General features: G+C 59.9%; 22 protein-coding genes. 16 read left to right on the top strand and 6 right to left on the bottom strand.

Translation table 11 applies throughout. The annotated features are described in order from the left end of the window. Positions 1–293: 293 nt before the first annotated feature. The 5 genes from nagX to R5R33_RS04645 all read right to left on the bottom strand — a co-directional run bounded on the left by nagX (position 294) and on the right by R5R33_RS04645 (position 7899). Positions 294–1391 (bottom strand): transmembrane glucosamine N-acetyltransferase NagX, encoded by a 1098-nt coding sequence (gene nagX / locus R5R33_RS04665; RefSeq protein ID WP_318954884.1) that lies wholly within the window; start codon positions 1389–1391, stop codon positions 294–296. Positions 1392–1484: 93 nt separating this feature from the next. Continuing rightward, entirely contained in the window at positions 1485–2465 is a 981-nt protein-coding gene (locus tag R5R33_RS04660) for a glycoside hydrolase family 16 protein (RefSeq protein ID WP_318954883.1), read from the bottom strand. Positions 2466–2673: 208 nt separating this feature from the next. Further along, a complete protein-coding gene (locus R5R33_RS04655) occupies positions 2674–5790 on the bottom strand; it encodes a chitinase C-terminal domain-containing protein (RefSeq protein WP_318954882.1) in 3117 nt (1038 codons plus the stop codon). 263 nt (positions 5791–6053) lie between these two features. Beyond that, complete coding sequence (locus R5R33_RS04650) at positions 6054–6512, bottom strand: hypothetical protein (protein WP_318954881.1); 459 nt, start codon at positions 6510–6512, stop codon at positions 6054–6056. A 244-nt stretch (positions 6513–6756) separates the two neighbouring features. After that, positions 6757–7899 carry a fatty acid desaturase gene (locus tag R5R33_RS04645; protein WP_318954880.1) on the bottom strand — a complete coding sequence of 381 codons (1143 nt, stop codon included), beginning with the start codon at positions 7897–7899 and terminating at the stop codon, positions 6757–6759. A 156-nt stretch (positions 7900–8055) separates the two neighbouring features. Between R5R33_RS04645 and R5R33_RS04640 the strand changes: the two genes are divergently transcribed. The 3 genes from R5R33_RS04640 (at position 8056) to R5R33_RS04630 (ending at position 14051) form a co-directional block, all read left to right on the top strand. Beyond that, positions 8056–8232: a hypothetical protein gene (locus R5R33_RS04640; RefSeq protein WP_318954879.1), complete on the top strand. Its 177-nt coding sequence runs from the start codon at positions 8056–8058 to the stop codon at positions 8230–8232. 206 nt (positions 8233–8438) lie between these two features. Next, on the top strand, positions 8439–10457 hold the full coding sequence (locus R5R33_RS04635) for a hybrid sensor histidine kinase/response regulator (RefSeq protein ID WP_318954878.1): 2019 nt from the start codon (positions 8439–8441) through the stop codon (positions 10455–10457). A 114-nt stretch (positions 10458–10571) separates the two neighbouring features. Continuing rightward, positions 10572–14051, top strand: coding sequence for an EAL domain-containing protein (locus R5R33_RS04630; RefSeq protein WP_318954877.1), 3480 nt, complete (start codon positions 10572–10574; stop codon positions 14049–14051). Between the two features lie 45 nt (positions 14052–14096). Here R5R33_RS04630 and R5R33_RS04625 read toward each other — a convergent pair whose 3' ends face one another. After that, on the bottom strand, positions 14097–14900 hold the full coding sequence (locus R5R33_RS04625; protein ID WP_318954876.1) for an inositol monophosphatase family protein: 804 nt from the start codon (positions 14898–14900) through the stop codon (positions 14097–14099). A 196-nt stretch (positions 14901–15096) separates the two neighbouring features. Between R5R33_RS04625 and trmJ the strand changes: the two genes are divergently transcribed. The 13 genes from trmJ (at position 15097) to R5R33_RS04560 (ending at position 25815) form a co-directional block, all read left to right on the top strand. Further along, the gene (gene trmJ / locus R5R33_RS04620; protein WP_318954875.1) at positions 15097–15909 is read left to right on the top strand and encodes a tRNA (cytosine(32)/uridine(32)-2'-O)-methyltransferase TrmJ; all 813 of its coding nucleotides are present in this window, start codon (positions 15097–15099) and stop codon (positions 15907–15909) included. Between the two features lie 239 nt (positions 15910–16148). Next, positions 16149–16640 carry a Fe-S cluster assembly transcriptional regulator IscR gene (iscR, locus tag R5R33_RS04615; protein WP_318954874.1) on the top strand — a complete coding sequence of 164 codons (492 nt, stop codon included), beginning with the start codon at positions 16149–16151 and terminating at the stop codon, positions 16638–16640. A 114-nt stretch (positions 16641–16754) separates the two neighbouring features. After that, a complete protein-coding gene (locus tag R5R33_RS04610; RefSeq protein WP_318954873.1) occupies positions 16755–17969 on the top strand; it encodes an IscS subfamily cysteine desulfurase in 1215 nt (404 codons plus the stop codon). 45 nt (positions 17970–18014) lie between these two features. Beyond that, positions 18015–18419, top strand: coding sequence for a Fe-S cluster assembly scaffold IscU (iscU, locus tag R5R33_RS04605; RefSeq protein WP_318954872.1), 405 nt, complete (start codon positions 18015–18017; stop codon positions 18417–18419). Positions 18420–18466: 47 nt separating this feature from the next. Next, on the top strand, positions 18467–18790 hold the full coding sequence (gene iscA / locus R5R33_RS04600; protein WP_318954871.1) for an iron-sulfur cluster assembly protein IscA: 324 nt from the start codon (positions 18467–18469) through the stop codon (positions 18788–18790). Positions 18791–18887: 97 nt separating this feature from the next. Then, positions 18888–19412, top strand: a complete 525-nt coding sequence (hscB, locus tag R5R33_RS04595) for a Fe-S protein assembly co-chaperone HscB (protein ID WP_318954870.1) — start codon at positions 18888–18890, stop codon at positions 19410–19412. A 55-nt stretch (positions 19413–19467) separates the two neighbouring features. Then, positions 19468–21348 (top strand): Fe-S protein assembly chaperone HscA, encoded by a 1881-nt coding sequence (hscA, locus tag R5R33_RS04590; protein WP_318954869.1) that lies wholly within the window; start codon positions 19468–19470, stop codon positions 21346–21348. Between the two features lie 51 nt (positions 21349–21399). Beyond that, a complete protein-coding gene (gene fdx / locus R5R33_RS04585) occupies positions 21400–21738 on the top strand; it encodes an ISC system 2Fe-2S type ferredoxin (RefSeq protein ID WP_318954868.1) in 339 nt (112 codons plus the stop codon). A 35-nt stretch (positions 21739–21773) separates the two neighbouring features. Continuing rightward, positions 21774–21968, top strand: a complete 195-nt coding sequence (iscX, locus tag R5R33_RS04580) for a Fe-S cluster assembly protein IscX (protein ID WP_404810383.1) — start codon at positions 21774–21776, stop codon at positions 21966–21968. Positions 21969–22145: 177 nt separating this feature from the next. Next, positions 22146–22571: a nucleoside-diphosphate kinase gene (gene ndk / locus R5R33_RS04575; RefSeq protein ID WP_318954866.1), complete on the top strand. Its 426-nt coding sequence runs from the start codon at positions 22146–22148 to the stop codon at positions 22569–22571. A gap of 102 nt (positions 22572–22673) precedes the next feature. Further along, positions 22674–23831 (top strand): 23S rRNA (adenine(2503)-C(2))-methyltransferase RlmN, encoded by a 1158-nt coding sequence (gene rlmN, locus R5R33_RS04570; protein WP_318954865.1) that lies wholly within the window; start codon positions 22674–22676, stop codon positions 23829–23831. Positions 23832–23900: 69 nt separating this feature from the next. Then, complete coding sequence (gene pilW / locus R5R33_RS04565; protein WP_318954864.1) at positions 23901–24686, top strand: type IV pilus biogenesis/stability protein PilW; 786 nt, start codon at positions 23901–23903, stop codon at positions 24684–24686. Further along, a complete protein-coding gene (locus R5R33_RS04560) occupies positions 24673–25815 on the top strand; it encodes a RodZ domain-containing protein (RefSeq protein ID WP_318954863.1) in 1143 nt (380 codons plus the stop codon). The genes pilW and R5R33_RS04560 overlap by 14 nt, the downstream gene beginning before the upstream one ends. Positions 25816–25881: the final 66 nt, after the last annotated feature.

Raw genomic sequence — 25881 nt, 5'->3', positions numbered from 1 at the left:
GCTGCGGCGCAAACTTCCTGTTTGCGACGCTCCTGAAAACCCGTACCCAGTACTTTGCTTTCGCGTAAAAATTTGCGCTTCGTAAGAAAAGCTGCAGCTTGAATGTATCGTTTGATCAAAGCTCTGAACGTGAAGCTAAGGCGGAGTGGCGGGTAAACGTTTTCGAAAGCGTCGGCAACAGGGATGTTGCCGACGCAGCGTACAGGGACGTATTCACAGCGGTTTCGAAAACGTTTACTCGGTGCTCCGCCGCCACCAGCCCGCTAAGTGGGTCCACAGGACCTCCAAAACTTTCAGGGACTGATAAAAATCCCGCGCTTGTATAGAAACCTCAACACCAGCCACTGAAGCAGAATTACTCCGACAGCAATTACCAGAGCGCCTGCCGGCTCAGAAAGGGCAGCCGCAATCCCGCCAAACAGACTCTTACTGCTGTACTGCCAGTTCACCAGGCTGGTGCCGAGGTACACCAGAATCGCATTGCAGCCGATCACCGAGAAAAAATAGGTGAAGGTTTTCCAGTGCCACATATCCACCACCAGGTAAAAAATACCTAGCAGCAACAGACAGCAGCCGCAGGTAATCAGTACAAACGAACTTGTCCACAGCTCCTTGTTTACCGGATACACCCAGTGCCACAAGAAGCCCGCCACCAGACAGATCGCCGCACCGATAAACAGGCCCTTGAGAATTGCTACATGATTGCCCGCGTGTTTGGCCAGCCAGCGGCCGGCAAACACACCGAACAGCGCGTTAACGACGGCAGGGATGGTGGAGAGCAGGCCTTCCGGGTCGTAGGCGCGGTTCTGGTAGGTAATGCCCGGCAAAAAGTGCTGGTCTACCCAAGCGTTGACCGAGCCGTTCGGTGTGAAATCGCCGGCGCTGGCCTGAAGAAGCCAGTAAGCCGCGAGAATACCCGCGGCGATGCCGTACTGGGTGCGCACGCCAAAATGCCACACGATCATCGCCGCAAAGAACCAGGCAAAACCGATACGCGCCAGCACACTTGCGTAGCGTATTTCACCGAGATCTGCCGGAATACCGGTGCCCCAGCCGTGGTTGTAGACAATCCCCAGCAAAATCAGCAACAACAGACGCTTTATTGCCTTGCGATAAACCGGACTTCGCTGTGCGAGTGGCAGGCCGCGCAAGGATTTGTTGGCGAGCCCAAGGGTGACGCCGGAGAGGAAAATAAACAGCGGAAAAATCAGGTCGTAAAAACTGAAGCCGTGCCACTGGGTGTGCTGCATCTGCCCGTGGCCGAAGTGGAAGATGGACCAGCCGGTGAGTGCGAACAATGGCAGGAACAGTGCCTCACCACCGATGATCCAGAACATGTCGAAGCCGCGCAGGGCGTCTACTGACGCGAGTCGTTGTTTTTTACTGACCATGATTACTACTTATAAATGAGTCAATTTTGTATTTATAAAAATGCGGGATGGTTGTAGACCGCTCCCGCATACAGGGGTATTGATCGCGATTGATCAGAGGCCGCAGGGAGACTCCAGTTTCGGGCTCCAGTCCGGCACGGTGTCGGTGAAGGTAATCTGCGCCGCGCGCAGGCGCTGCACTTCCTGCTCAACCTGCTCCGTGCTCAGTACCCGGTCGGCGATGTGGTAAACCCAGTCCACCTCCTGCTGATAGGTACGGGGTTCCTCAGAGTCGATCAGCCCCTCCTGGGTAAACCAAAGGTTGAAGTTGATCGACATGGGTTCCTCCGGAAATACATGTTCACTGTGCTCGGCGAACTGTACCCCGTCAACAAAATAGCGGAGTTGATTGTCCGCCGCCTGCAGAACCAGGGTGTGCCAGCCGGCGAAGCTGCCGGGCTTGGTGGTGTACTCATTGTCTTTTTCAAACGGATTGAGTTTGAAGGTTTCCCAACTGGTGGCAAACAGGGCGTTGTCCGGTTCGCCCCAACCGCCGTTGGCGAGATATTCAAAATCCATCTCGCTGTAGCCCGGGTCCATGTCGGCTTTCAGCGGACTGATGGTGTAGAAAGTCTCGATAATCTGGTCACCATCCGGACCGGAGGTCGGTTCGTCGCGGAAGAAAACCCGCGCGGCGTAGGTGCCGGCGAGATATTTACGCTGGTGGCAGAACTGGGTGTGCTGGGAGTTCTCACCACTGCCATCGGTAGATGAGGTCATGCGCAGCAGGGTGTTGTGCGGGTTTTCCGTATCCGCCAGAAAGCTGATGCCATCGCCCGACCAGCGCGCACCGGTGACACCTGGGTGACCGGTTTCACTGCGGGCCTTCCACTGGTTTTTCCCCATCTCCTCCAGCGATTGATAAGAGAAATCGTCAAAAAATATCTTGCTGCCTTTTTCTGCGACCGTCATTGCCGCCGAGGGTACGGCAGTGATCTGTTCGCTGCCGTCGTCGCTGGCGCCGCAACTGGCGAGTACGAGTGCACCGATCGCTGTGGCGAGGTGCCGGGTGCGAAGGGAAGAAAAATATTTCATGGAGATTTCCTTATGTTTTTTTACGTTTTTTTGCCACATCACTAAACGAAAAAAGCCCCGGCCGAAACCGGGGCGAAGATAGGAGTATTTCCTGTACAGGAGTTTCCTATTGGTCACAACGCAGAGAGAGATTTACACGTTACTGCTACCCATCCTGTGAGAGGGGGCCGGCGCTGCGTCGCCGGCCGATGAATTCCATTTTCTGGTGTCAGATTGAGCAGACGAAAGACCAGCTGCCATCGGCGGTGCCCGGTACCGAATTGGTCCACCAGTTGGCCTTGAGCACGCTGCCGTCGTGGATCATCTGCTCACCGCCGACGGCGTAGCTGCCATGCGGCCACTCGGGATAGGTCACGAGGCCCGCAGTGCTGACACCGGCACTGGCGCAGGTTTGGCCGCCACTGCCGCTGGAGCTACCGCCACTGGAACTGCCGCCGCCACTGCTGCTGAGCTCACCGAGCGGCAGGTCGGGATACTCGAAGGCCAGGGCGTAGGTGCTGCCGTTTACGGTAGCGGTGTAGGCCTGTGGGCCGGAGACGGGCAGGTAGTAGTTCAGGGTCATATCCCAGGTTTCACCGTCTGCCAGGTTCTGCCAGGCGGGGAGACTGAAGCGCACGCGGTGGAATTCGTTTTCCAGGCCGCCCACGTTACCGCCGCCGGCATTGGCGCCGTCTTCAATCACTTCCAGACCGGCACCGCTCTGGTCGGTGATGATGTTGGAGGTGGAGGTCGGCATGTCGAACTCGAACACGGTGCCACCGGGCAGGGTGCCGCCGGTGTTGTTGGTGATGTACAGCTTCGGGTTCAGCGGATAGTTCTGGTCGCCCAGTTTGAAGCCGGTGATCTCGATGCCGATGTCCAGCGCCTCCTGCGGAATGACACGGTCGCTACGCAGATGGCGGTACTTGGCGGCGCTGGCGAACTTGTCGTAGGCGAGGGTGGTGAGAGTGTCACCCATGTAGTACTCGCCCTTCGTTGCATTCCAGTCGTAGTCGCCGGCCAGCTCCCAGAACATGATGCCGCCCACGCCCTGGTCGATGACGTACTGGACCTTGGCGTCCATGGACTCTTCATCTTCGGTGGAGATGAACACGTTCTTCTGCGCATTCCACAGCCACGGTGCCTCAGAGACACTGTCGTAGTTGCGCACATAGGTGCCGGTCAGCGCGTCGGCCGCGTCGTTGGCGGGATCCAGGCCGTAGTCGGTCACGTAGCTGCCGAGGATGCCATTTTCCAGGTTCTTGGCGTGCCACATGGGGTTGGAGCCGGCGCCCATCTCGTTGCCGGCCGAGTCCAGGTCGTGCCACATGTTGTCGATACCGATGGCGCCGTTGCCGCAGTCGGACGCGCCGCCGGTACCCTCGGGGCACTGGGACTGTGCCGGCAGTGCCGCGGAGCCACCGAGACCACTGTTGCCGCCGGTCACGCCCTGCCAGCCGCGGGTGTAGTAGGGAATACCCACGTTGATACGGCCCGCGGGCATGGAGCCGCGGAAGTATTTCACTGCCCAGTCGATGTTCAGGTAGCCGATGCCGCCGTACTGGGAGGTGGTGTACACACTCGCCGCCGCCAGTTCCGGGTCGTTGCCGTTGTCGAACAGCGCAGAATTGTGGCCAACGTATTCATTCCACGCCCCGTGCAGGTCGTAGGTCATGATGTTGACGTAATCCAGGTACTGGGTGATCTGCATGGTTTCCATACCGCGCAGCAGGTAGCCGGAGGACGGCGAGGCAATGGTCAGCATGTAGTGGGTGCCGTCCGCCTGTCCCGCCTGGTCCAGTTTTTCCCGAAGCACCCGCATCAGCTCTACGTAGGAGTCCATCAAACCGCCGCGCAGCGGGTTGGAGATGCCGAAGTCCAGCGGGTTGCCGGCGTCGTTCATGGAGGTGGGGTATTCGTAATCGATATCCACCCCTTCGAAGCCGTACTTGCGGATAAAGCTCACCGCGGAATCGGCAAAGGTCTCGATCCCGTTGTGGTTGATACTGCCGTCCGCATTGGTGGTCATGCTGTAGAAGCCGCCGTCGGCCACGCGGTCGCCGTTGTCATTGAAATGCCCGCCGGTCTCGGCCCAGCCGCCTACGGACACCAGGGTTTTTACCTCCGGGTACTGTTCCTTGAATTTGGACAGCTGGTTGAAGTGGCCCTTGTAGGCGTAATCCGGATCGGTTTCCGCGCCGGTGATACCGGGCCATTCCATGCCGGTGGCGGGGTTGTCTGGATTGTCGGTGTTGCCGACGGATACGGAGTAGTCGCTGCCGACATGGGCGAAGGCGTAGTTGATATGGGTGATCTTGCCCCAGGGAATGTCCTTCACCAGGTAGCTGGGCTGGCCGTTGGCGCCATTACGCCAGCTGGTGAAATAGCCGATGATGCGGCGCGGGTGATCGGTCCCCATATCCTCGCGGCCCTCTGCGTCGTAGATGTCGCAGTAGTTGGGCGCGGTACCCGGGGTGGTGTAGAGGCCGTCCGGGCGGCAGGGATGATCGCCGACGACGACCTGCTCGTCGGCAACACTGATGGTCGCCTCGGCACTGGCGCTGAGGTCGTCATTGTCGGTGGCGATGGCGGAGATGGTATGGCTGCCGAGAGTGGCGGTCCAGGAGGTGCTATAGGGTGCACTGGTATCGGTGGCGATCAGGTTGCCGTCGACGACGAACGCCACCTGGCTGACGCTGCCATCGCTGTCGGAGGCGCTGGCAGTAATGGTCAGGCTGGCACCGGTAACATGGCTGGAACCGTCTGCCGGTGCGCTGAGGCTGACGGACGGTGGCACCGGACCCACGACCACGTCTTCCACGGTGATCGACACCGGAGCGGTGGTCACTGACAGATCGTCGTTGTCGACGATGCGCGCGGTAAGCGACGGACTGCCCACAGTGGCTGCAGTCCAGGTGGCCTGCCAGGGAGCCGCGGTGTCGGTCGCGATCAATGTATCGTCGACGAAAAACTCAACCGCGGCGACCTGACCATCCGCATCGCTGGCGGAAACCGATATGACAACGTTGTCATTTTTGCTGAATGAAGAACCCGCGGTGGGGGCGGTGATGGCGCCCTCGGGAGGCAGCAGGGGATCCACGTCGCCCTCGCAGGCACCGAGCAGGCTCCACTCCTGATACTGGCCAGAAAACTGTTCCGGGTTGTGATTGCTGGTCCACCAGTTCGCCTGGTAGGCATTGCCATTGTGCTGGACCTGGGCGCCTCCGGAATAGGACTGGTTGGTGCTCCATATTGGAAGCGATGTGCAGTCGACGGCGGCGTAGCCGTGCCCTGCCGTCAGCATGGCCGCGGTCATCAGACCGAGGCTGAGCTTGTAATTGTTCATGAAATGTTCACCTTGCGGCAGATTATTTTTATAGGAATTCGACGCTAGAACCTCGGCGCCACGAAATGACATCGCTGTCAAAATAGCAATGGCAGCTGTCGGAAGGCAATACCGGCTTTTCACAAATCGGTCATATTTGAGACTTTGCGCGCCAGTTTCGCCAAATTCAATCTGACATTGGGAGTTCAGTCACATCGCCCGCTCCCCCGCAGGCGGGGGGAGCGGGCGCCACAGGTGGGAAGACAGAGGTAAATTGGCGGGGATTACATATCCCACAGTGAATTGGTGGCCATGGACAGGGTGATCCGCTCTTTGTCCTGGATATGTTTGAGGTTTTCAAACACTTCCTTCACTTCCGCGGACTCGATGGCGCCGTATACGGCGAGGTACAGCTCGGAAAAATAGCGATCTACCTCTTGTCCGAGCTGGTTTATTTCCTCAATGCTGGGCTTGTCGCTCAGGTACTGATTTTTCACCAGATCGCCGGCACTCTCTTCGTGGGTGTACTGGAGCCAGGTCTGCATCACCTTCTGCTGTGCCACCGCGCCGTAGTTCTTGAGGTTATTGGCCATGCGCAGCTCGTGCTCGTGCAGGTGTTTCAGCAGAAGCTCTGTGCGCTTGTCTTGGGCGCTCTCCAGCAGCTGCTGGTAAACGCCGGCCATATCCAGATGAAACTTCTGGGCGTTCTTGAGAATCTCGTGGGCCTGTTTGAACGTCTTCATCTCTGCGCCTTCTCGATGATTGATTTCATTATGGTTTTAGCGGGAGAGGCACCGGCGGAAGCAAGTGCGATGCCTCTTCTATGGTTATAGTGCATTTCCCGCGGCGTTCAACTCTTCACCGGCCCGTGAGTACTATTTGGTCACCACAGTTTTACCCGCGCAATGGACCCGCTTCCACGGCCCCGACATTCTTTCACGCATAAAAAAAGCGACCCGAGGGCCGCTTTTTCATGGCTGGTAACGCTTACGCCGCCACCGGTGCCAGATGGAACTGCTCCATCATGATCTGCAGGCGCTTGCGCTGCATCTTGAGGCTGTATTCCAGTTCTTTTACGCGGGTGCGGATGGTGGCGTTTTCCCATTTGCTCACCAGGCGCTCGCGGGCGTTTTCGTAGCGCTGCTGCTGCAGCTCCTTCCACTCGGCGAGGGCCGCGGAAAAGTCCTGCGCCTCGCGCTCCAGCAGTTCTTTCCAGCTCTCCTTGTGTTTGGAGCTTGCCAGTTTCTGCTCGGCACGTTTGAACTGCATGGACAGCATGGCGCGCTGGATGCGCATCGCCGGCACCGTCTTCAGGTTGTGCGCGAGGCCCAGCCAGCTGGCGGTCTTGATCAGCCACTTGGTCGGATCCCACTGATACCAGCGGATGCCGTTGCGGTAGTCGGTCTGAAAAATATGGTGGTAGTTGTGGTAACCCTCACCAAAGGTGAAAAACGCCAACAGGTCGTTGTCGCGCGCGGTGTTTTCATCGGTGTAGGGGCGGCGGCCCCAGATATGCGCCAGGGAGTTGATGAAGAACGTGGTGTGGTGATTGACCACGATGCGCAGCACGCCGGCGAGCAGCAGCATACCGAGTACATCACCGGTCAACAGGCCCAGAACCAGAGGCACGCCTACGTTCATCGCCACGGTGATGGCGATATAGTGGTTGTGTTGCCACATCACGATCTTGTCGCGCTGCAGGTCCTTGGCGTTGTCGAAATCCACCGCGCCGCTGGGATATTCATGCAGCATCCAGCCAATATGGGAAAACCAGAATCCACGCTTGGCGGAGTAGGGGTCCTGGTCGTTGTCGTCGCAGTGGCGGTGATGGCGGCGGTGACCGGAACACCAGATCAGCGCACTGTTCTGCAGCGCGGCGGCGCCGAACAGGGCGAAGAACAGGCGCAGCGACCAGTGCGCTTCATAGGTGCGGTGGGACCACAGGCGGTGATAGCCCGCGGTAATGGAGAATCCGCAGAAGGCACCGAGCACGGCAAATGCCAGCCACTGGTACCAGTGATAGCCCACCATCACGCCATACAGCGGAACCAGCACCAGGGCAGCCAGTGCGGTACTGGCAAACAGGATGGTGGTCAGCCAGATACGGGGAGCTTCGGGAACAGCTTTCATATTTACAACCTTGTTAGAGCCAACAGGCAGATGCTAACCCAGATACCCCCGGCGAACATCTTCCAGGGAGGACCTGCACGGTAATTTTGAGAACGGTTAGTCAGTTAATCCTGAAACGAATGGTTGGGTGCGCCATTTTGGTGCGGAAGAGGAATTTTGCGTTCCGAATTGGGTCAAGCGCTGTCATTTTTGCTTAATGTGGCGCTCCTCGGCGGAATGCAGGTGATTCGCTCCGTTCTCGATTGGATGAATTTTGTTCGGAAACAACTGGAAGAACAAGTTTTTAGTGGTTTTTTAAAAGTTGGCACAGCGATTGCTATACCTAGTGTGTAGGCCACATGGCCTGCGCTCCGGGAATCCTTCACGGGTTATGGCAATTGAAATAATGCGTGACTTCCCGTTTTCTCTCATCATCGCTATTTTGGGCCCCGCATTGCGGGGCCTTTTTTTATCCACCGATAAGTGATTCACTAGCCCGAGATTATCCCGCAAATTGTGAGGCCTCCGGCAAATGCCTGGACGAGCCCGACGGCAAGACGGTGTCGAACTCTGCATCCCCCTCATCTACAGTGGTCGGCCTGAATCTCGCCACTCCCGGCGAGCTTGAAGGGTTGCCCCCCGCCCAGGCGCTGACACAGGTGCAGTATCTGCACAGCCTGCTGTTGAGCGCTAACCGCGGCCTGTGGGAATGGCACCCGGCCAGCGGTGTGCAGCGGGCTACCGGAAATCTGTGGGGGCAGCTGCACCGGGACCCGGAAACTGCGCTCGCTGGTGTCTGGACCGGGGACCTGGCGCTGGTGCACTCGGACGATCGCGACAGTCTGCTGTCACTGCGCAATCGCCTGTGCCAGCAGGGCAAATTCATGGATACCACCATTCGCGCTTACGCTCGCGACGGCCAACCGGTGTGGTTGCGGCTGTGGGCGCGCGCCTTCAGCGATCCCAGCGGCGAGCGTTTTTTCCTCGGCGGCTGTACCGATTACAGCGAATCCATTTCTCCCCGCTCCCTCTCGTATTTCTCCGGCGAGCGCTTTCACTACGCGCTGGACGCGGTGGGCGATGGTCTGTGGGAGTGGGACCTGCGTGTGGACGAAGTGGTGCTCGATGCCACCTGCTGGCGGATACTGGGCTACACCCGCGGCCCCGGCGACTCGGATGCCCGCGCGGCGCTGGCGCGCTGGAAGACCCATATGCAGGCGGATGACTACCCGGATGTAAAGCAGGCGATGGAAGACAATGTGCGTGAGCAACTGCCGCTGGATGTGGAGTTCCGCCTGCGCCATCGTGAGGGCGGCATCATCTGGGTACGCTGTCGCGGCAATGTACAGTGCAGCAGTGCCGGGCAGCCGATACGGGTGCTGGGCACGTTGCAGGACATCACCGCGAGCAAGAAAAAGCAGCTGCGCATGGAGGAGGAACTGCGGCGGCTGAAGCAGGAGAGCCAGGATCGCAGTGCACTCATCTCCAGCCTCAGCCACGAACTGCGTACACCGCTGAACGCCATTCTCGGATACAGCCAGATGGTGGAGCTGGATCAGAGCCTGAACCCGGACCAGCGCCTGCGCCTGGCGGAAATCCGCAAGGCCGGTCAGCACCTGCTGCACCTGGTGGGGGATGTGCTCGATCTGGCGCGTATCGACAGCAATCGCCTGGCACCGACCATCGAGCCGATACAGCCCGCTGCACTGGTGGCGGATTGCCGCCAGCTGCTGGAGCCGCTGGCGGAAACCCGCAAGGTCAGTCTCACTTTTGAACCGCTGGGCTGGGAGCGTGCCTACATCCTCGCGGACCGGGTGCGCTTCAAACAGGTGGTTCTGAATCTGGTGGGTAATGCCATCAAGTACAATCGCGAGGGTGGCCGGGTGGTGATCACCTTTGCCCCCCAGGCTGAGGGGTGGTTGCGGCTCAGTGTGCTGGATACCGGTTGCGGTATCGCCGCCGGCAAACAGGCCCACGTGTTCGAACCCTTCAATCGCCTCGGCGCCGAGCGCGGAAAAATCGAAGGCACCGGGGTGGGGCTCGCTATCGCCAGGCAGTTGACGGAAGCCATGGGTGGCCGTATTGGCTTTGATAGCGAAGAGGGGCAGGGCTCGGTCTTCTGGATTGAATTCATGATGAACGACGCCCCGGACGAAGTCCTGCAGATGGCGGCGCGCCCGGATTACACGCGCATGCTGCCGGGTTGTCGGGTACTGTATGTCACCGGCAGGACGTCCTCCGCCAGCCGCATGAAGTCAGTATTGGCGGCCGTGCCGCAAGTGGAAATCCAGATCGCCACGGATGCCATGCGTGGGATCTTTGCCGCACGTACCGGGCGACCGGATGTGATTTTGCTGGATGGTGAGTTGCCGGGGGTGTCCCTGCAGGACTTTGCGGCCATCGTCCGCGGTGACAGCGCCACCGCACATATACCGCTGCTGGGAATTGTCGACCAGCGCAGTCCGCATGTGGATGTGTGTGTGCCCACCTCCTATGATCTCGCGTCGCTGGCGGAGGGCTTGCGTAACAGCCTGACCTCCGTGGACTTCAGTGGTGCGGTCAAGCAGGCGGACAGGTGATCCTGAATATCTGTCGGGAATAAAAACATACGCGGCGCCAGCGACCAAAGCTGGAGGTATTTGGCTGCGTCCGCCAGACGATAACAACAAGATTGCAACAGGAAGTTGTGCTCGATGCCCGTTCACGACACAGGTGGATATTCCAAGGCCGGCCCGGCAGCCGCGGCGCAGATACAGCGGGAACGCCCGCTGCACGATGCCCTGATACTGCTGGTGGGCAGCTTTTGCCTGGCGTACTTCTGTAAGAATTTCCTCGCTCTCAGCAACGGTGTCGCCATCATCTGGCTACCGGATGCCCTCGCCATCGCCGTGCTCTATCGCCATAAACTGCGCGCCTGGCCGTTGCTGCTCGGCGGTTCCTTTGTCGGCAACTTGCTGGCTGCGCTGGCCAGTGGACTGGAGCTGTTCATCGCGCCACTCTATTCCCTTGCCGGCGTAGTGGAAGTCATCGTCGCTGCCGGCATGCTGCGACTGTTCTGCGCCGACGGCGATTTCTTTGGCAGCATGTGGCGCTGGATCAGGTTCATTTTCTTCGGTGCTTTTCTTTCGACCCTGGCGGGGGCCAGTGTCGGCGCCGGCATTGCAGCCTATTTTCGCGGCATCCCATTCGGCGAAGTATTCCTGCTCTGGTATCTGGCGGATGCCATCGGCATCTGCATGTTTCTGCCGCTGATTCACCTGCTTACCAGCGAAACCGCGCCGCGGATACTGTTTGTGCGCTCCTATCTGCGCCTGTTGTCCGTGGGGGTGGCGGCGCTGGTCAGCAGTCTGTTGCTGCTGGAGGTGTTTCCTGATCCGTTCGTATTCATCACCTTGCCGTTGATCTGGGCAGCATCCCGGCTGGAGTTGCCACAGGCGCTGTTGGTGATTTTCTCCGCGGTACTGATGTTGGCGATGCTGCTGGTCCATGGCGGTCAGTGGTTACCGGAAGACTTGCAGAACGCGCGCAACATCCTGGATGTTCTGCCACTGTATGTGGGCATGGTGCCGGCCTACGTAATGGCAGTTACCTCCGGTATCGAGCGCAAGCGCAGCCAGCGAATCATCGAGGTGGAGAGCAGCTTCCGCACCGCCATGGGGTCTTCCCGTATCGGCATGCTGCTGGTATCGCTGGACAATCGCATTATCCAGGCCAACCCCAGTTTCTGCCGTTTTATCGGGTATTCCGAAGTGGAACTGCGCGGGCTCAATATTCGCGAAGTGGTGTGCCTTTCCGATTGTGCTGGAAGCCTGAATGGGGCTGGTTCACCGACACCGCAGATTGACTTTGAGCTGGGTTTTGTCCAGGACGCGGAGTGGCGCTTCCTGCGCAAAAGTGGCGAGCAGGTGTGGGGCCACTGGTCCTGCAGCCTCGCACGCGGCATGCGCAACGAGCCGCTGTACGCGGTGGTACAGGTGGAGGATATCGACTGGCGAAAGCGCAGCGAGACCCAGCTGGCGAGAGCCGAGGAACGCTGGAAGTTTTCTCTCACGGTAACTGGCCAGGTGGTGTACGACTGGGATCTCATTACCGGAAAAACCTTTTTTTCCGAGTGGCTCAACAGCGGTGTGGGCATCGATGCCGCGTACCTTGCCAGCCGCCAGGATTGGCTCGACCGCGTCTGTCTTGAAGACCGCCAGCGCCTGCTGTTGGCGCAGCGCAGGCATTTTTCCGGACTCGCGCCGAATATTGACCGCCAGTACCGCGTGCGCACCGATTCCGGGGCCACGCGCTGGATTCACGAGGTCGCCAGGGTGATGGAATCTGGTGATCGCGGCGAGCCACTGCGCCTGATCGGTGTGTTGCGGGATATCACCGAAAACAAAAACATGGCGCGCTCACTGGAGGAGGAAAAGGAACATCTCCAGGTCACCCTGAATGCCATCGCCGACGCGGTGATCGCCACCGATCTGTTGCAGCGGATAACGTTCATGAATCCGGTGGCCGAACAGCTCACCGGCTGGACTCTGGAGGAGGTAAAAGGCAGGGTGGTGAGAACGGTTCTGCAGATGGCCAGCGGCCGCGAAGGCGACCTCATTACCTGTCCTGTGAACGAGTGCCTCAGTAGTGGGAAACCGGTGTTTTCCGCCGAGGGTACGGTGCTACACAACCGCCACGGCAACAGTTACGACGTGAAGTGTTCCGCGTCGCCGCTGCGTACCGGTAGTGGCCAATTGCTCGGTGCGGTGCTGGTATTCCAGGACGTTACCGAAACCCGTGAACTGATCCGGCAGTTGCGCTACAAGGCGAGCCACGACGACCTCACCCATCTTCCCAATCGCGAGTCGTTCAAGCGGGATCTGCTGGACGCCGTCGCCAGTGTGCGCAACAACGACACCGTGCACGTGCTCGCCTATATGGACCTCGATCGCTTCAAGGTCATCAACGACAGCGCCGGGCACCAGGCCGGCGACGCGCTGCTGCGCAATGTGGCGCGGTTTCTGCGCGGCGAGCTGCGCGAGAGCGACAGCGTGGCGCGCCTCGGTGGCGACGAATTCGGCATTCTGCTGCGGGATTGTAACAAGGAGCAGGGGCGGCGACGCTGCGAGCAACTGGTGCGGAAAATTGCCGCGCTGCGTTTTCCCTGGGGCGGACGTATTTTCGATGTAGGGGCCAGTGTGGGGGTGACGGAGGTCCGCCGTGACAACAACCAGATTGCGGACCTGATGAGCCAGGCGGACGTGGCCTGTTATTCCGCGAAGCACGCCGGGCGCGGTGTGGTGATGCTTTACGAGGCCGACAGTAGTGCCGCCGCCGAGCAGCATCGGGAAATCCATATGGCATCGCGCATTCGCGAGGCGCTGGATGAAAACCGTCTGCGCCTGTTCGCACAGCCCATCGCCAGTGCCGATGCTCCGAAAAATATCAGCCATTACGAGTTGCTGGTGCGCATGGTGGATGCGGACGGCACCCTGATTCCACCCGGTGCCTTTATTCCCGCCGCCGAGCGCTACGGATTGATGCTGCAGGTGGACAACTGGGTGATGAATGAATTCCTGCGCGAGCAGGTGCGGGCGGTGGCGCAGAGTGGCCTGAGCTTTGCCATGAACCTGTCTGCGGAAGCCATTGGTGACAGTGCCTTCCAGCAGCGACTGTTCGCATTACTGGAAAATTCGGCGCTGCCTGTCGATCGCCTGGGTATCGAAATTACCGAAACTGCCATGGTCAACCAGATGGAGAGCGCCAGCCAGTTCGTGGAGACGCTGCGGGAAATGGGCTGCAAGGTGGCGCTGGACGATTTCGGCAACGGCCTCAGTTCCTTCAATTACCTGAAGGCGTTTGCCATCGACTACATCAAGATCGATGGCAGTTTTGTGCGGCAGGTGGAGTCGAACTTTGTCGACCTGATGATCGTAGAGTCCATCAACCAGGTGGCCCATCGCCTGAAGGCGCGCACCATTGCCGAATACGTGGAGGACGCAGCCACCGCGGACAGGCTGAACAGAATCGGTGTGGATCTGGTGCAGGGGTACTACATTGGGCGGCCGCAACCGCTTGAGGATTTGTTGGCAGAAGCCGGTGAAAAAAGAAGAGAGCGGTTGGCGGAAAAGGCCGGGCTGGCGCGTCGGGACCTCAATAGGTCTGAACTGTCCCAGCTTGAACTGGAGAGCTGAACCGGCCCTGCGGCCGGTTCACTGCGAGCAAGCGGAGCGTATGGCTCAGCGGATCTTGCCGAGGTGCTTGCCCACGATCTGCAGCAGCGGCTTGAAGGTCTTCGGTGTGGCGCACACCAGGTTGCCGGTGTCCAGATAGTCGTTGCCACCGCGGAAGTCGCTGATCAGGCCGCCGGCTTCCTTCACCAGCAGGGATCCCGCGGCGATGTCCCAGGTGTTCAGATACATTTCCCAGAAACCGTCGAAGCGGCCTGCGGCCACATAGGCCAGGTCCAGCGCAGCGGCGCCGGGGCGGCGGATACCGGCGGTCTGGCCGGCGATTTCTTTCAGCGCCGCGAGATAGGGGTCGATGTTTTCCAACGAGTGACCGTTAAACGGGATGCCGGTACCGATCAGTGCGCCATTGAGGCCCTGGCGGTTGGATACGCGGATGCGACGGCCATTGAGCGCGGCGCCGCGGCCGCGGCTCGCGGTGAATTCCTCGCGTTTGATCGGGTCGAGTACGACCGCGTGTTCGATCTGGCCGCGGTAGCGGCAGGCGATGGAAATGGCGAAATGCGGGCAGCCGTGGATAAAGTTGGTGGTGCCGTCCAGCGGGTCGATGATCCACTCGTATTCCGGCTCGGCGCCTTCCTGCAGGCCGCTCTCCTCACCGCGAATACTGTGTTTGGGGAATGCCTTGCGCAGGTGATAGATGATCTCCTGCTCGCTGGCGCGATCCACTTCTGTCACGTAATCGTTGCGACCCTTCTCTTCAAACTTCATCAGGTCGCCGCGCTCCCAGGCACGTTCAATCAGTTCACCGGCCTTGCGCGCCGCGCGCAGGGCAATATTCAGCATGGGTTCCATAGGAATTCCGCGATCAGTTAGTGGATTCTAAAAAAGCAGCACCGGGCTGGCCGGGCGGGCGCGATTGTAGGGATTCCTGTGCAATTTTGCTACACTCCGCGCCCGTTTTGTAACACGCAAGTGTAGGCTCGGTGTTCGGCACTTCCTGTATCAAATCCCGACATTCGATAGTCCTACCCAGTACCCGGTGATCTCCATGGCGACCTCTCCCTCAGAAACCGCAACTTCCACCGCCTCCCAGTCTGCGCTCGACGCGCTGGGCAATATCCGCGTGGTGCTGGTGAACAGCGCCCACCCGGGCAATATCGGCGGCGCTGCGCGCGCACTCAAGAATATGGGCCTGAGCCAGCTCTATCTGGTGCAGCCGCGGGAGTTCCCCGCCGCCAATGCGGTGTGGCGGGCCGCCGGTGCCGCCGAGTTGCTCGACAGCGCGGTGGTCGTGGAGACCCTGGAAGAGGCGGTGGCGGATTGCGGCCTGGTGGTGGCCACCAGCGCCCGCGAGCGCCGTATCCCCTGGCCACTGCTGACCCCGCGGGAGTGTGGCGTGCGCGCGGTGGCGGAGGCGAAAACCCATCCGGTGGCGCTGGTGTTCGGCCGCGAGGACCGCGGGCTTACCAATGAAGAGCTGCAGGCGTGCAATTTCCATGTGCATATCCCGTCGAACCCCGAGTACAGCTCGCTGAACCTCGCCACCGCGGTGCAGGTGCTGGTGTACGAGGCGCGCATGGCCGCGCTGGATGCAGAGCGCGGTGAGCCGCTCAGCTACTCCGACTGGGACCGCCCGCCGGCCAAAGCGTCAGATATGGAGCTCTACTACGAGCATCTGCAGGTAGCGCTGGGCGAGCTCGGCTTTATCGACCCCGATAATCCCCGTCAGACCATGACCCGCCTGCGTCGACTGTTCAGTCGAGTGCGTCCGGACGATATGGAACTGGGGATCCTGCGCGGCATGCTGACCGCGATCCAGAACCATATTCACCGCTCCGGCGGCCAGGGGCGCCCGGACTGATATCCGGGGCAAGTTTCACGGGTAGGGGCGGCGTTCGAGGGTTATATGCCCTCGAACAGGGCTTGGATAACCAATCGGTATAACCTCCCGTCAAATACCCGACCAGTTTGCTCGGCTATATACTTGACCACGGTAGTGGGTTATTTCATACTCGCGCCCCGATTCAGTGGTGCTGGCTCGGGTCTATAGTCCGCGAGAGGTCGTTAAACGACCCGCGAGCCGGAGCGACAGGAGGGGATATGCGTTTGACAACTAAAGGGCGGTATGCGGTCACAGCCATGCTCGACCTGGCGTTGCACGCGGAGCGCGGCCCCATCAGCCTGGCGGATATTTCCAAGCGCCAGGATATTTCCCTGTCTTATCTAGAGCAGCTGTTCTCCCGTTTGCGCCAGTCCGGCCTGGTTTCCAGTGTGCGCGGCCCCGGTGGTGGTTACCGCCTGGCGCGGCCCGGTGCTGAAATCTGTGTGGCGGAAATCATCGATGCGGTCAACGAATCCGTCGACGCCACCAGCTGTGGCGGCAACAGCGACTGTTCCGGGGGCGAACAGTGCCTCACCCATTATTTGTGGACGGATCTCAGTCGCCAGATTCACAGCTTCCTGAACGGCATCAGCCTAGCAGACCTGGTTGAGCGTTCCGAGGTGCAGGAGGTAGCCCGCCGTCAGGATTGCCGCAGCGGCGCGGACGGAATGATTGAACAGAAAGTAGCGATTATTGGTGGCTTGCAGTAATGTGCCGGCCGCCCGATCAGGCCTTGGGCACTGATAGGCGCTTTTCAGACAGTAAAAGCAGCAAGTGACAGCAGTATGGCGCCGGCAGTAACCGGCGAGTGGAGACCAGAGACTATGAAGCTTCCCATTTACCTGGATTATTCGGCAACCTGCCCGGTAGACCCGCGCGTCGCCAGTAAAATGGCGGAGCAGTTGACCATGGACGGCAACTTCGGCAACCCGGCATCCCGCTCTCACCTGTTCGGCTGGAAGGCCGAGGAAGCGGTGGAAGATGCGCGCCGCCAGGTAGCGGAACTGGTCAACGCCGATCCGCGTGAAATCGTGTGGACCAGCGGTGCCACCGAGTCCGACAACCTCGCCATCAAGGGTGCCGCCCACTTCTACCAGGGCAAGGGCAAGCACATCATCACCTCCAAGATCGAGCACAAAGCGGTGCTCGACACCTGCCGCCAGCTGGAGCGTGAAGGCTTTGAGGTCACCTACCTGAACCCGAAGGAAGACGGCATCGTCTACCCGGAGCAGGTGGCGGAAGCGCTGCGTGAAGACACCATCCTGGTCAGCCTGATGCACGTCAACAACGAGATTGGCGTGATCAATGACATCGCAGCGATCGGCGAGCTGTGCCGCGCGAACAAAGTCATTTTCCATGTGGACGCGGCCCAGAGCGCCGGCAAGATCGACATTGACCTGGAAAACACCAAGGTCGACCTGATGTCCTTCTCCGCGCACAAGATTTACGGCCCCAAGGGTATTGGTGCCCTGTATGTGCGCCGCAAGCCGCGCGTACGTATTGAAGCCCAGATGCACGGCGGTGGTCACGAGCGCGGCATGCGTTCCGGTACCCTGCCCACCCACCAGATTGTGGGCATGGGCGAAGCCTTCCGTATCGCCAAGGAAGAGATGGCGGAAGAGGCCAAGCGCCTGATCGCCCTGCGCGAGCGCTTCTGGAGTCAGATCAGCGATATGGAAGAGGTGCACATCAACGGCTCGATGGAGCATCGTGTACCGGGCAACCTGAACGTGAGCTTCGCGTTTGTTGAGGGTGAGAGCCTGATCATGTCCCTGAAGGATCTCGCGATCTCCTCCGGTTCCGCCTGTACTTCCGCCAGCCTCGAGCCCAGCTATGTGCTGCGCGCGCTGGGTGTGAACGACGAGCTGGCTCACAGCTCCCTGCGCTTCAGTTTTGGTCGTTTTACCACGGAACAGGACGTGGATACTGCGGCCCAAGAAGTAAGGAAGGCGGTGGAAAAACTGCGCGAGCTGTCCCCGCTCTGGGACATGTACAAGGATGGTGTTGATCTCAGCACCATCGAATGGGCAGCACACTAATCGCTGCCCGGGGCGGCATTGGAAACGAATTGAGAGGGTACAGTCATGGCCTATAGCGATAAAGTAATTGACCACTATGAACACCCCCGCAATGTCGGCCGCATGGACGACAAAGCGGATAACGTGGGTACCGGCATGGTCGGTGCACCGGCTTGTGGTGACGTGATGCGTCTGCAGATCCAGGTGAACGATGCCGGCATCATCGAAGATGCCAAGTTCAAAACCTACGGCTGCGGTTCCGCCATCGCCTCCAGCTCCCTGCTTACCGAGTGGGTGAAGGGCAAGACCCTGGACGAGGCGGTGCAGATCAAGAACACCCAGATCGCCGAAGAACTGGCGCTTCCGCCGGTGAAAATCCACTGTTCCGTTCTGGCGGAAGACGCCATCAAGGCGGCGGTGCGCAATATCCGCGAAAAACGCGGTGAGCAGGTGGAAGAGTCCGCGGGTTAAGCGCGGACCCATCCAAAGTTATCAGGCGGTAAGGAGTAGCAGAGCACATGGCCATTACCATGACCGAAGCGGCCCAGGCACACGTTGCCAAACAACTGGCCAGTCGCGGCAAGGGCATCGGAATTCGCGTCGGTGTGAAGACCGCCGGCTGCTCCGGTATGGCTTATGTACTGGAGTTTGTCGACCACGCCGAGGCGGAAGATGAAGTGTTTGAAGCCGGCGGTGTAAAGCTGGTGGTAGACCCGAAAAGCCTCGCTTACCTCGACGGCACCGAGCTGGATTTCGTCAAGGAAGGGTTGAACGAGGGCTTTGCCTTCAAAAACCCGAACGTGAAGAACGAGTGCGGCTGCGGCGAAAGTTTCCACGTGTAAACGGGGAGATTTTTCTGGCAGCAGAAGGCCGGATGCCCGAGTGCATGCCGGCCTTTTTGTTATAAAGCCTTCGGCGAACTCACATGAAGCTTTCTTTATGAAACTGCAGCAGAACCACTTTGAAATTTTCGGTCTGCCGGTGGCCTACGAGGTGGACCGACAGTTGCTGACCAGGCGCTACCGCGAGTTGCAGCAGGAGTTTCACCCGGACCGCTTCGCCGCCAAATCCGATCGCGAGCAGATGCTGTCCATGCAGTACGCGGCGCAGATCAACGAGGCCAACAATACCCTCAAGGACCCGGTGGCCCGCGCGCAATACCTGCTGCAGTTGGCCGGTGTCGAGATCCATCCCGAGCAGACCACTGCCGACGGCGAATTCCTGATGCAGCAGATGATTCTGCGCGAGCGTTTGGAAGAAGTGCGCGATGCCGCCAACCCGGAACTGGAGCTGGATGAGCTGGGCAGCGATGCTGCAGACCTGTTCCGCATTCAGGAGCAGGCGTTTTCCACAGGCCTGAAAAGCCAGGAGTTGGAGCACGCGAAGTCCGCGCTACTCAAGATGCAGTTTCTCGCCAAGCTGCGCCGGCAGATCGACGTGCTCGAAGAAGAGCTTCTGGACTGAACGAATTCCTCGCGACTGAACGCACTCAAGTTATCGAAAACATTTTTATAGAACTATGGCACTACTGCAGATTTCCGAACCCGGCCAGACCCCCGAACCGCACCAGCGCAAGCGCGCAGTAGGTATCGACCTCGGCACCACCAACTCCCTGGTGGCCACGGTGCGCAGTGGCACCGCGGAAGCCCTGCCGGCTGCAGACGGTCGCGTGATCCTGCCCTCCGCGGTTCGCTACAGCGAAGGCGGCGTGGAAGTGGGCTACGGCGCGCGCGCCGCTGCCGGTGACGACCCCTACAACACCCTGATTTCCATCAAGCGCTTTATGGGGCGCGGTCTCGCCGATATCAAAAATTTCGGCGACCAGTTGCCCTACAAATTCGCCACTGACAATGGGGGCATGCCGGCGATCGAGACCGTGGCCGGTGCGGTCAACCCGGTGCAGGTTTCCGCGGAGATTCTCAAGGTGCTGGCCGAGCGCGGGGCGGACTCCCTCGGCGGACCGCTCGACGGCGCGGTGATCACCGTGCCCGCCTATTTCGACGAAGCCCAACGCCAGGCCACCAAGGACGCCGCCAGGCTGGCGGGTCTCAAGGTGCTGCGCCTGCTGAACGAGCCCACCGCCGCGGCGGTGGCCTACGGCCTCGACAAGTCTGACCAGGGTGGCGATGTGGCGGACAAGACCATCGCGGTGTACGACCTCGGTGGCGGTACCTTCGATATTTCCATCCTGCGCCTGTCCAAGGGTGTGTTTGAGGTTCTCTCTACCGGTGGTGACAGCGCCCTCGGAGGCGATGACTTCGACCGCGCGGTGGCGGAGTGGGTGGCTTTGGAAGCTGGCCTCGGAACCGATCTGGATGCGGCTACCCAGCGCCAGCTGCTGAACCTTGCCTGCGCGGCAAAAGAGGCGCTGGCTGGCGAGACTTCGGTGCCGCTGGCCTTTGGCAACTGGTCCGGCACGCTGACCCGCGATAAGCTCGCCGAGCTGATCGATCCGCTGATCAGCAAAACCCTGCGCGCGTGCAAGCGCGCACTGCGGGATGCCGACCTCGACGCGCAACACGTTGAAGAGGTGGTGCTGGTGGGTGGCTCTACCAGAACCCTGCGGGTGCGCGAGACGGTGCAGGAGTTTTTCGGGCGCGAGCCCCACGCGGATATCGATCCCGACCAGGTGGTCGCCATCGGTGCCGCGATCCAGGCGGACGTGCTGGTGGGCAACAAGTCCCGCGAGGACCTGCTGTTGCTGGACGTGATACCCCTGTCCCTCGGTATCGAAACCATGGGTGGGCTCACGGAAAAACTGATCCACCGCAATACCACCATTCCCGTGGCCAAGGCCCAGGAATTCACTACCTTCAAGGACGGCCAGACCGCCATGGCGATCCACGTGGTGCAGGGCGAGCGGGAGCTGGTAAAAGACTGCCGTTCGCTGGCGCGCTTTGAGCTGCGCGGTATCCCGCCGATGGTGGCGGGTGCGGCGCATATCCGCGTGACCTTCCAGGTGGATGCGGATGGCCTGCTGGCGGTCAGTGCAGTGGAGAAAAGCAGCGGTGTCGCTGCGGAAATCACCGTCAAGCCGTCCTACGGCCTTGAGGATACCGATATCACCCGCATGTTGCAGGACTCCTACGCCAACGCCGCGGAAGACATTGCCGCGCGCGCCCTGCGCGAGGCCCAGGTGGAGGCGGAGCGCACCCTGGAGGCAATGCTGGTGGCACTGCGGGAGGACGGCGCGGAACTGCTGGACGAGAGCGAGCTCGGCGAGCTGGAGCGGGCCATGGAGGCGCTGCGCCTGGCGCACAACGGCGGTACCCCGGAAGAGATCCGCAGCCGTATCGAAGAACTGAATACGCTGTCCGAGCCCTATGCCGCCCGCCGTATGGACAAGTCCATCAAGCGCGCCATGCAGGGCCACAGCCTGGATGAATTTGATAAGCCCTGAGAGGGCCATTCGACAAGCCCTGAGGGCGGTCACTGAGTGAGAGTTTGAGTTATGCCGAAGATTGTTTTCCTGCCGCATCCGGAGCTGTGCCCGGAAGGCAAGGTCATTGAAGTGGAGCCGGGCATCACGGTGTGTGACGCGGCGCTGCAAAACGGTGTCGAAATCGAGCACGCCTGCGAGAAGTCCTGTGCCTGCACTACCTGTCACGTGATCGTGCGCGAGGGCTTTGACTCGCTGGCTGAGCCGGACGAGCTGGAAGAGGACCTGCTGGACAAGGCCTGGGGCCTGGAGCCGGAGTCCCGTCTGTCCTGTCAGGCGGTGGTGGAGGACGAGGATCTGGTGGTGGAGATTCCCAAATACACCATCAACCAGGTTTCCGAGCGCCATTAAGCGCCACTAAACGGAATTAGCACGAGGGTTTGACCATGAAGTGGACGGATATTCACGATATTGCCATCGAACTTGCCGACAACTACCCGGACGTAGACCCGCTTGCGGTCAACTTCGTCGACCTGCGCAAATGGGTGATGGACCTGCCGGACTTCAACGACGACCCCGAGCGCTGTGGCGAGAAGATCCTGGAGGCCATTCAGGCGGCCTGGATCGAAGAAAACGAATAGTCACATCTGCAGTACAAACTTCACCCCACTACGCGTATAATCCGCGCTCCGCGAATCGAGATTGGTTAAATAATCATCAATTCGCCGCGAAGAGAATTCAGGGAAGAGCAACTCCGGTTGCTCTTTTCGTATCTATAGCAAACGCAATTGTCATAAAACCTGAAATTGGAGAAAACCATGGCCCTGGAACGTACTCTGTCCATCATCAAGCCAGATGCAGTAGCCAAGAACGTAATCGGCGAAATCGAGAGCCGCTTTGAGAAAGCCGGTCTGAGCATTGTTGCCATGAAAATGGTTCAGCTGTCCCGCGAGAAAGCCGAAGGCTTCTACGCCGAGCACAAAGAGCGTCCTTTCTTCAAGGATCTGGTAGATTTCATGACTTCCGGCCCGGTTGTTGTACAGGTTCTGGAAGGTGAGAACGCTGTTAAGGCTAACCGCGACCTGATGGGCGCAACCAACCCGAAAGAAGCCGAAGCCGGCACCATCCGCGCGGACTTTGCTGACAGCATCGACGCCAACGCGGTACATGGTTCCGACTCCACCACTTCCGCCGAGCGCGAAGTGAGCTACTTCTTCTCTGCAGAAGAAATCTGCGCGCGCTAATCCCCCGATTTAGCTGCGTGCTCACCGCGCAGGCCCTGGCTAAGGGTGCCTGCGCGGTGAAACCCCACTTATTCCGCATCGATGTCGATGCAAGGTGAATCCATGAGCGACGTACAAGTAGTGCAAGCTGCTACCGAACAAACCGAAAAAGTGAACCTGCTGGGGCTGTCCGTGGACAAGCTCGCGGATTTCTTTGACGGTCTCGGCGAGAAGCGTTTTCGCGCGGTACAGGTGCTGAAGTGGATTCACCAGAACGGCGCGGACGATTTCGAGCAGATGACCAACGTCAGCAAGGCGCTGCGCGCGAAGCTGGCGGAAGTGGCCGAGATCCGTGCCCCCAAAGTCCTGAAACAGATGGACTCCGCCGACGGCACCCGCAAGTGGCTGATCGAAGTCACCGGCGGCAATGTGATCGAGACCGTATTTATCCCCGATGGCGAGCGCGGCACCCTGTGCGTGTCCTCCCAGGTGGGTTGTTCCCTCGACTGCAGCTTCTGCGCCACCGGCAAACAGGGGTTCAACCGCGACCTGACCGCGGCCGAGATCATCGGCCAGGTGTGGATCGCGTGTAAGTCCTTCGGCCAGTTGCAGCCGAAAGGGCCGCGCAAGGTGACCAACGTGGTGATGATGGGTATGGGCGAGCCCCTGCTCAACTTCGACAACGTGGTCGACGCGATGAACCTGATGATGGAAGACAATGCCTATGGCATCTCCAAGCGTCGGGTAACCCTGAGCACCTCCGGTGTAGTGCCGGCACTGGATCGTCTGGCAGAAGTGACCGATGTCAGCCTGGCCATTTCGCTGCACGCGCCCAACGATGAGCTGCGCAACGAGCTGGTGCCGATCAACAAGAAGTACCCCATCGCCATGTTGCTCGACAGCGCCAAGCGCTATATCGAGAGCATGCCGGACAATCATCGCAAGATGACCATCGAGTACACCATGATCCGGGACGTGAACGATCGCCCGGAGCACGCCGAACAATTGGGCGAGCTGTTGCGTGATGTGCCGGTAAAGATAAATCTGATACCCTTCAATCCGTTCGAACTGTCCGACTATCAGCGGGTCAGCAATAACGCTTTGCGACGTTTTCAGCAGATTTTGTTGGACAAAGGCTATACCGTAACCGTGCGTACCACCCGGGGCGATGATATCGCCGCGGCCTGTGGTCAGCTGGCCGGTCAGGTAAACGATCGCACCCGTCGCTCGGAGCGCTACCGCAACGCGGAACGCCCGGTGCGGATCGTCGGACAGGCCTGATCCTCACCGACGTCTCGGTTGGTGCAACTGGCTGTACAAACGCACCCCGATAACGACAAGGTGAAGCTCGTGTTTGCAAGAATTTCCAGTCCGGCGGTGTTCGCCGGTCTCTTCCTGACTCTGCTGTTGGGCGGCTGTGTTTCCTCCGGGCCCAGCAAGTCGGTGGATCTCGACAAGGCGCGGGAAACCCATATCCAGCTCGGTCTGCGCTATCTGCAGAGCGGCAGTGATAACCGGGAATTGGCCCGGCATCATTTCCAGGAAGCGCTGAAGCTGGGGCCGAAGGATCCGCAAGCCCACCATGGTCTGGCACTGCTGTATCAGGCCGACAATGAAAAGGCGGTGGCGGAGTCCCATTTCAAAAAAGCGCTGCGCTACGACAGCAAGTTTTCCATGGCACGGGTGAATTACGGGGCCTTCCTGTATCAGCAGGAACGCTACCGCGAGGCGAAGGAGCAGTTCCTGGTGGCATCCGAGGACCTGACCTACAACCGCCGTTCCTACGCGCTCGCCAACCTCGGCCGCGCCGAGCTGCGGTTGCACGAGAACGACGCCGCCGAGGAGGCCTTCAAGAAGGCGCTCGCGCTCAGCCCGAATATGCCCATGGCCCAGCTGGAGCTGGCGGAACTCAAATTCGAGAAGGGCGAGTACGCCCAGGCAAAACAGTATCTCGACCGTTTCAATGAAAAGAACCGGCAGATCCCGCAATCCCTATGGTTGGGGATTCGCATTGAAAAAATCTTCGGCAATCGGGACAAGGAAAGGAGCTACGCCCTGGCGCTGAAAAATCTCTTTCCCTATTCAGCGGAAACGCTGAAATACCAGCAGATGACGGCCGAAAATGAGCAGCAGTAACCAGATCTCACACCAGGTTTCAGACCAAGTGGTTTCCATTTCTCCCGAAGCGTCCGCGAACACCGTTGGTGCCATCCTCAGGGCGGCCCGCGAAAAAGCGGGTCTCACCAGTGACGAACTGGCGCGCCGCCTGTGCATGACCCCGGACAAACTCGAGGCCCTGGAGCAGGATGCCTTCGAGCGCTTTGCCGGCGTCACTTACGTGCGCGGTTATATCCGCAACCTGTGCAAGGAGCTGGGGCTGGATAACGCGGCAGTGATGGAAGCCTTCGTGCAGCAGGTGCCGGCAGAGGCCTCCAAGGTTTTCGATCGCGCCCCCGTGGGTACCGTGATGGCCAGTCGCGGGGAAAAGCAGGGCGGTTCATTGTTCATGCCGATGGTGCTGATGCTCGCCGTTGCCGCCGCCGGCGGTTACTGGTGGATGGATCAGCAGTCCGGTGGTGCCAGCCAGTTGGTGCGTATCGACACGCAGGGCGCTGACACCAGTGAATTACAGGGGGCAACGTCGAGTTACGGTGCGCAGGCCGATACCGCTGAAGCCGATGTTTCCCTGGCAGCGTCCGACGCGGCTTCCTTAGAGGCGGGCGATGCGGGCTCAGTTTTGACCGGTGAAGATGCGGGCTTAAATGATGCGCTGGAAACCGATGCCGAAATTGCCGAAACCGGTGACCTGGTCGCTGGCTATGGGGATGACCTCGGTGAGGGCTCTGGTGCGGACTCTTCAGTCGCGAGCGCCGCTGTTGCCGTTACTGAAGAAACTCCCGTTGAGGAGCAGGTTGCGGCGCCGTCGGTGGCAGCGCCCGCGGCAGCTGTTCAGGCTCGCCCTGCTCAGCCAGAAACTCAGCCACAAGGCCAGTCAGCCGGCAATCCGACTGCAAGCGCCGTTGCGGCGCCGCAGCTGGTAATTTCCTTTGACGAGGAATCCTGGCTCGAGGTGTCCGATGCCACCGGTTACAAGATGATCTCCAAGCTGCAGCCTGCGGGCTCCCGGGTGGAGCTGGATGGTCGCGGACCGTTCAGTCTGATGCTGGGTAACGCTGCGGCCGCGACGGTTACATTCAATGGTGAGGTGGTCGACAGCGCCCCCCAGGGCAATCGCCGCACCCGCAAGCTCAGCGTGGGTGGTTGATCGCAATTTGCCGTGATCTGCCTGTAAGGGCGCAGCCTCTGTAGGTTTGCGCCCATTCTCTCTATA

Source organism: Microbulbifer pacificus, from assembly GCF_033723955.1.
Lineage (GTDB): Bacteria > Pseudomonadota > Gammaproteobacteria > Pseudomonadales > Cellvibrionaceae > Microbulbifer > Microbulbifer pacificus.
This window is presented reverse-complemented; position numbering and strand designations above follow the sequence as displayed.

Bases quoted from the DNA above. Each gene is read 5' to 3' on its own strand.
- nagX (WP_318954884.1), bottom strand. From the start codon at position 1,391: ATGGTCAGTAAAAAACAACGACTCGCGTCAGTAGACGCCCTGCGCGGC.
- R5R33_RS04660 (WP_318954883.1), bottom strand. From the start codon at position 2,465: ATGAAATATTTTTCTTCCCTTCGCACCCGGCACCTCGCCACAGCGATC.
- R5R33_RS04655 (WP_318954882.1), bottom strand. From the start codon at position 5,790: ATGAACAATTACAAGCTCAGCCTCGGTCTGATGACCGCGGCCATGCTG.
- R5R33_RS04650 (WP_318954881.1), bottom strand. From the start codon at position 6,512: ATGAAGACGTTCAAACAGGCCCACGAGATTCTCAAGAACGCCCAGAAG.
- R5R33_RS04645 (WP_318954880.1), bottom strand. From the start codon at position 7,899: ATGAAAGCTGTTCCCGAAGCTCCCCGTATCTGGCTGACCACCATCCTG.
- R5R33_RS04630 (WP_318954877.1), top strand. From the start codon at position 10,572: ATGCCCGTTCACGACACAGGTGGATATTCCAAGGCCGGCCCGGCAGCC.
- R5R33_RS04625 (WP_318954876.1), bottom strand. From the start codon at position 14,900: ATGGAACCCATGCTGAATATTGCCCTGCGCGCGGCGCGCAAGGCCGGT.
- trmJ (WP_318954875.1), top strand. From the start codon at position 15,097: ATGGCGACCTCTCCCTCAGAAACCGCAACTTCCACCGCCTCCCAGTCT.
- iscR (WP_318954874.1), top strand. From the start codon at position 16,149: ATGCGTTTGACAACTAAAGGGCGGTATGCGGTCACAGCCATGCTCGAC.
- R5R33_RS04610 (WP_318954873.1), top strand. From the start codon at position 16,755: ATGAAGCTTCCCATTTACCTGGATTATTCGGCAACCTGCCCGGTAGAC.
- iscU (WP_318954872.1), top strand. From the start codon at position 18,015: ATGGCCTATAGCGATAAAGTAATTGACCACTATGAACACCCCCGCAAT.
- iscA (WP_318954871.1), top strand. From the start codon at position 18,467: ATGGCCATTACCATGACCGAAGCGGCCCAGGCACACGTTGCCAAACAA.
- hscB (WP_318954870.1), top strand. From the start codon at position 18,888: ATGAAACTGCAGCAGAACCACTTTGAAATTTTCGGTCTGCCGGTGGCC.
- hscA (WP_318954869.1), top strand. From the start codon at position 19,468: ATGGCACTACTGCAGATTTCCGAACCCGGCCAGACCCCCGAACCGCAC.
- fdx (WP_318954868.1), top strand. From the start codon at position 21,400: ATGCCGAAGATTGTTTTCCTGCCGCATCCGGAGCTGTGCCCGGAAGGC.
- iscX (WP_404810383.1), top strand. From the start codon at position 21,774: ATGAAGTGGACGGATATTCACGATATTGCCATCGAACTTGCCGACAAC.
- ndk (WP_318954866.1), top strand. From the start codon at position 22,146: ATGGCCCTGGAACGTACTCTGTCCATCATCAAGCCAGATGCAGTAGCC.
- rlmN (WP_318954865.1), top strand. From the start codon at position 22,674: ATGAGCGACGTACAAGTAGTGCAAGCTGCTACCGAACAAACCGAAAAA.
- R5R33_RS04560 (WP_318954863.1), top strand. From the start codon at position 24,673: ATGAGCAGCAGTAACCAGATCTCACACCAGGTTTCAGACCAAGTGGTT.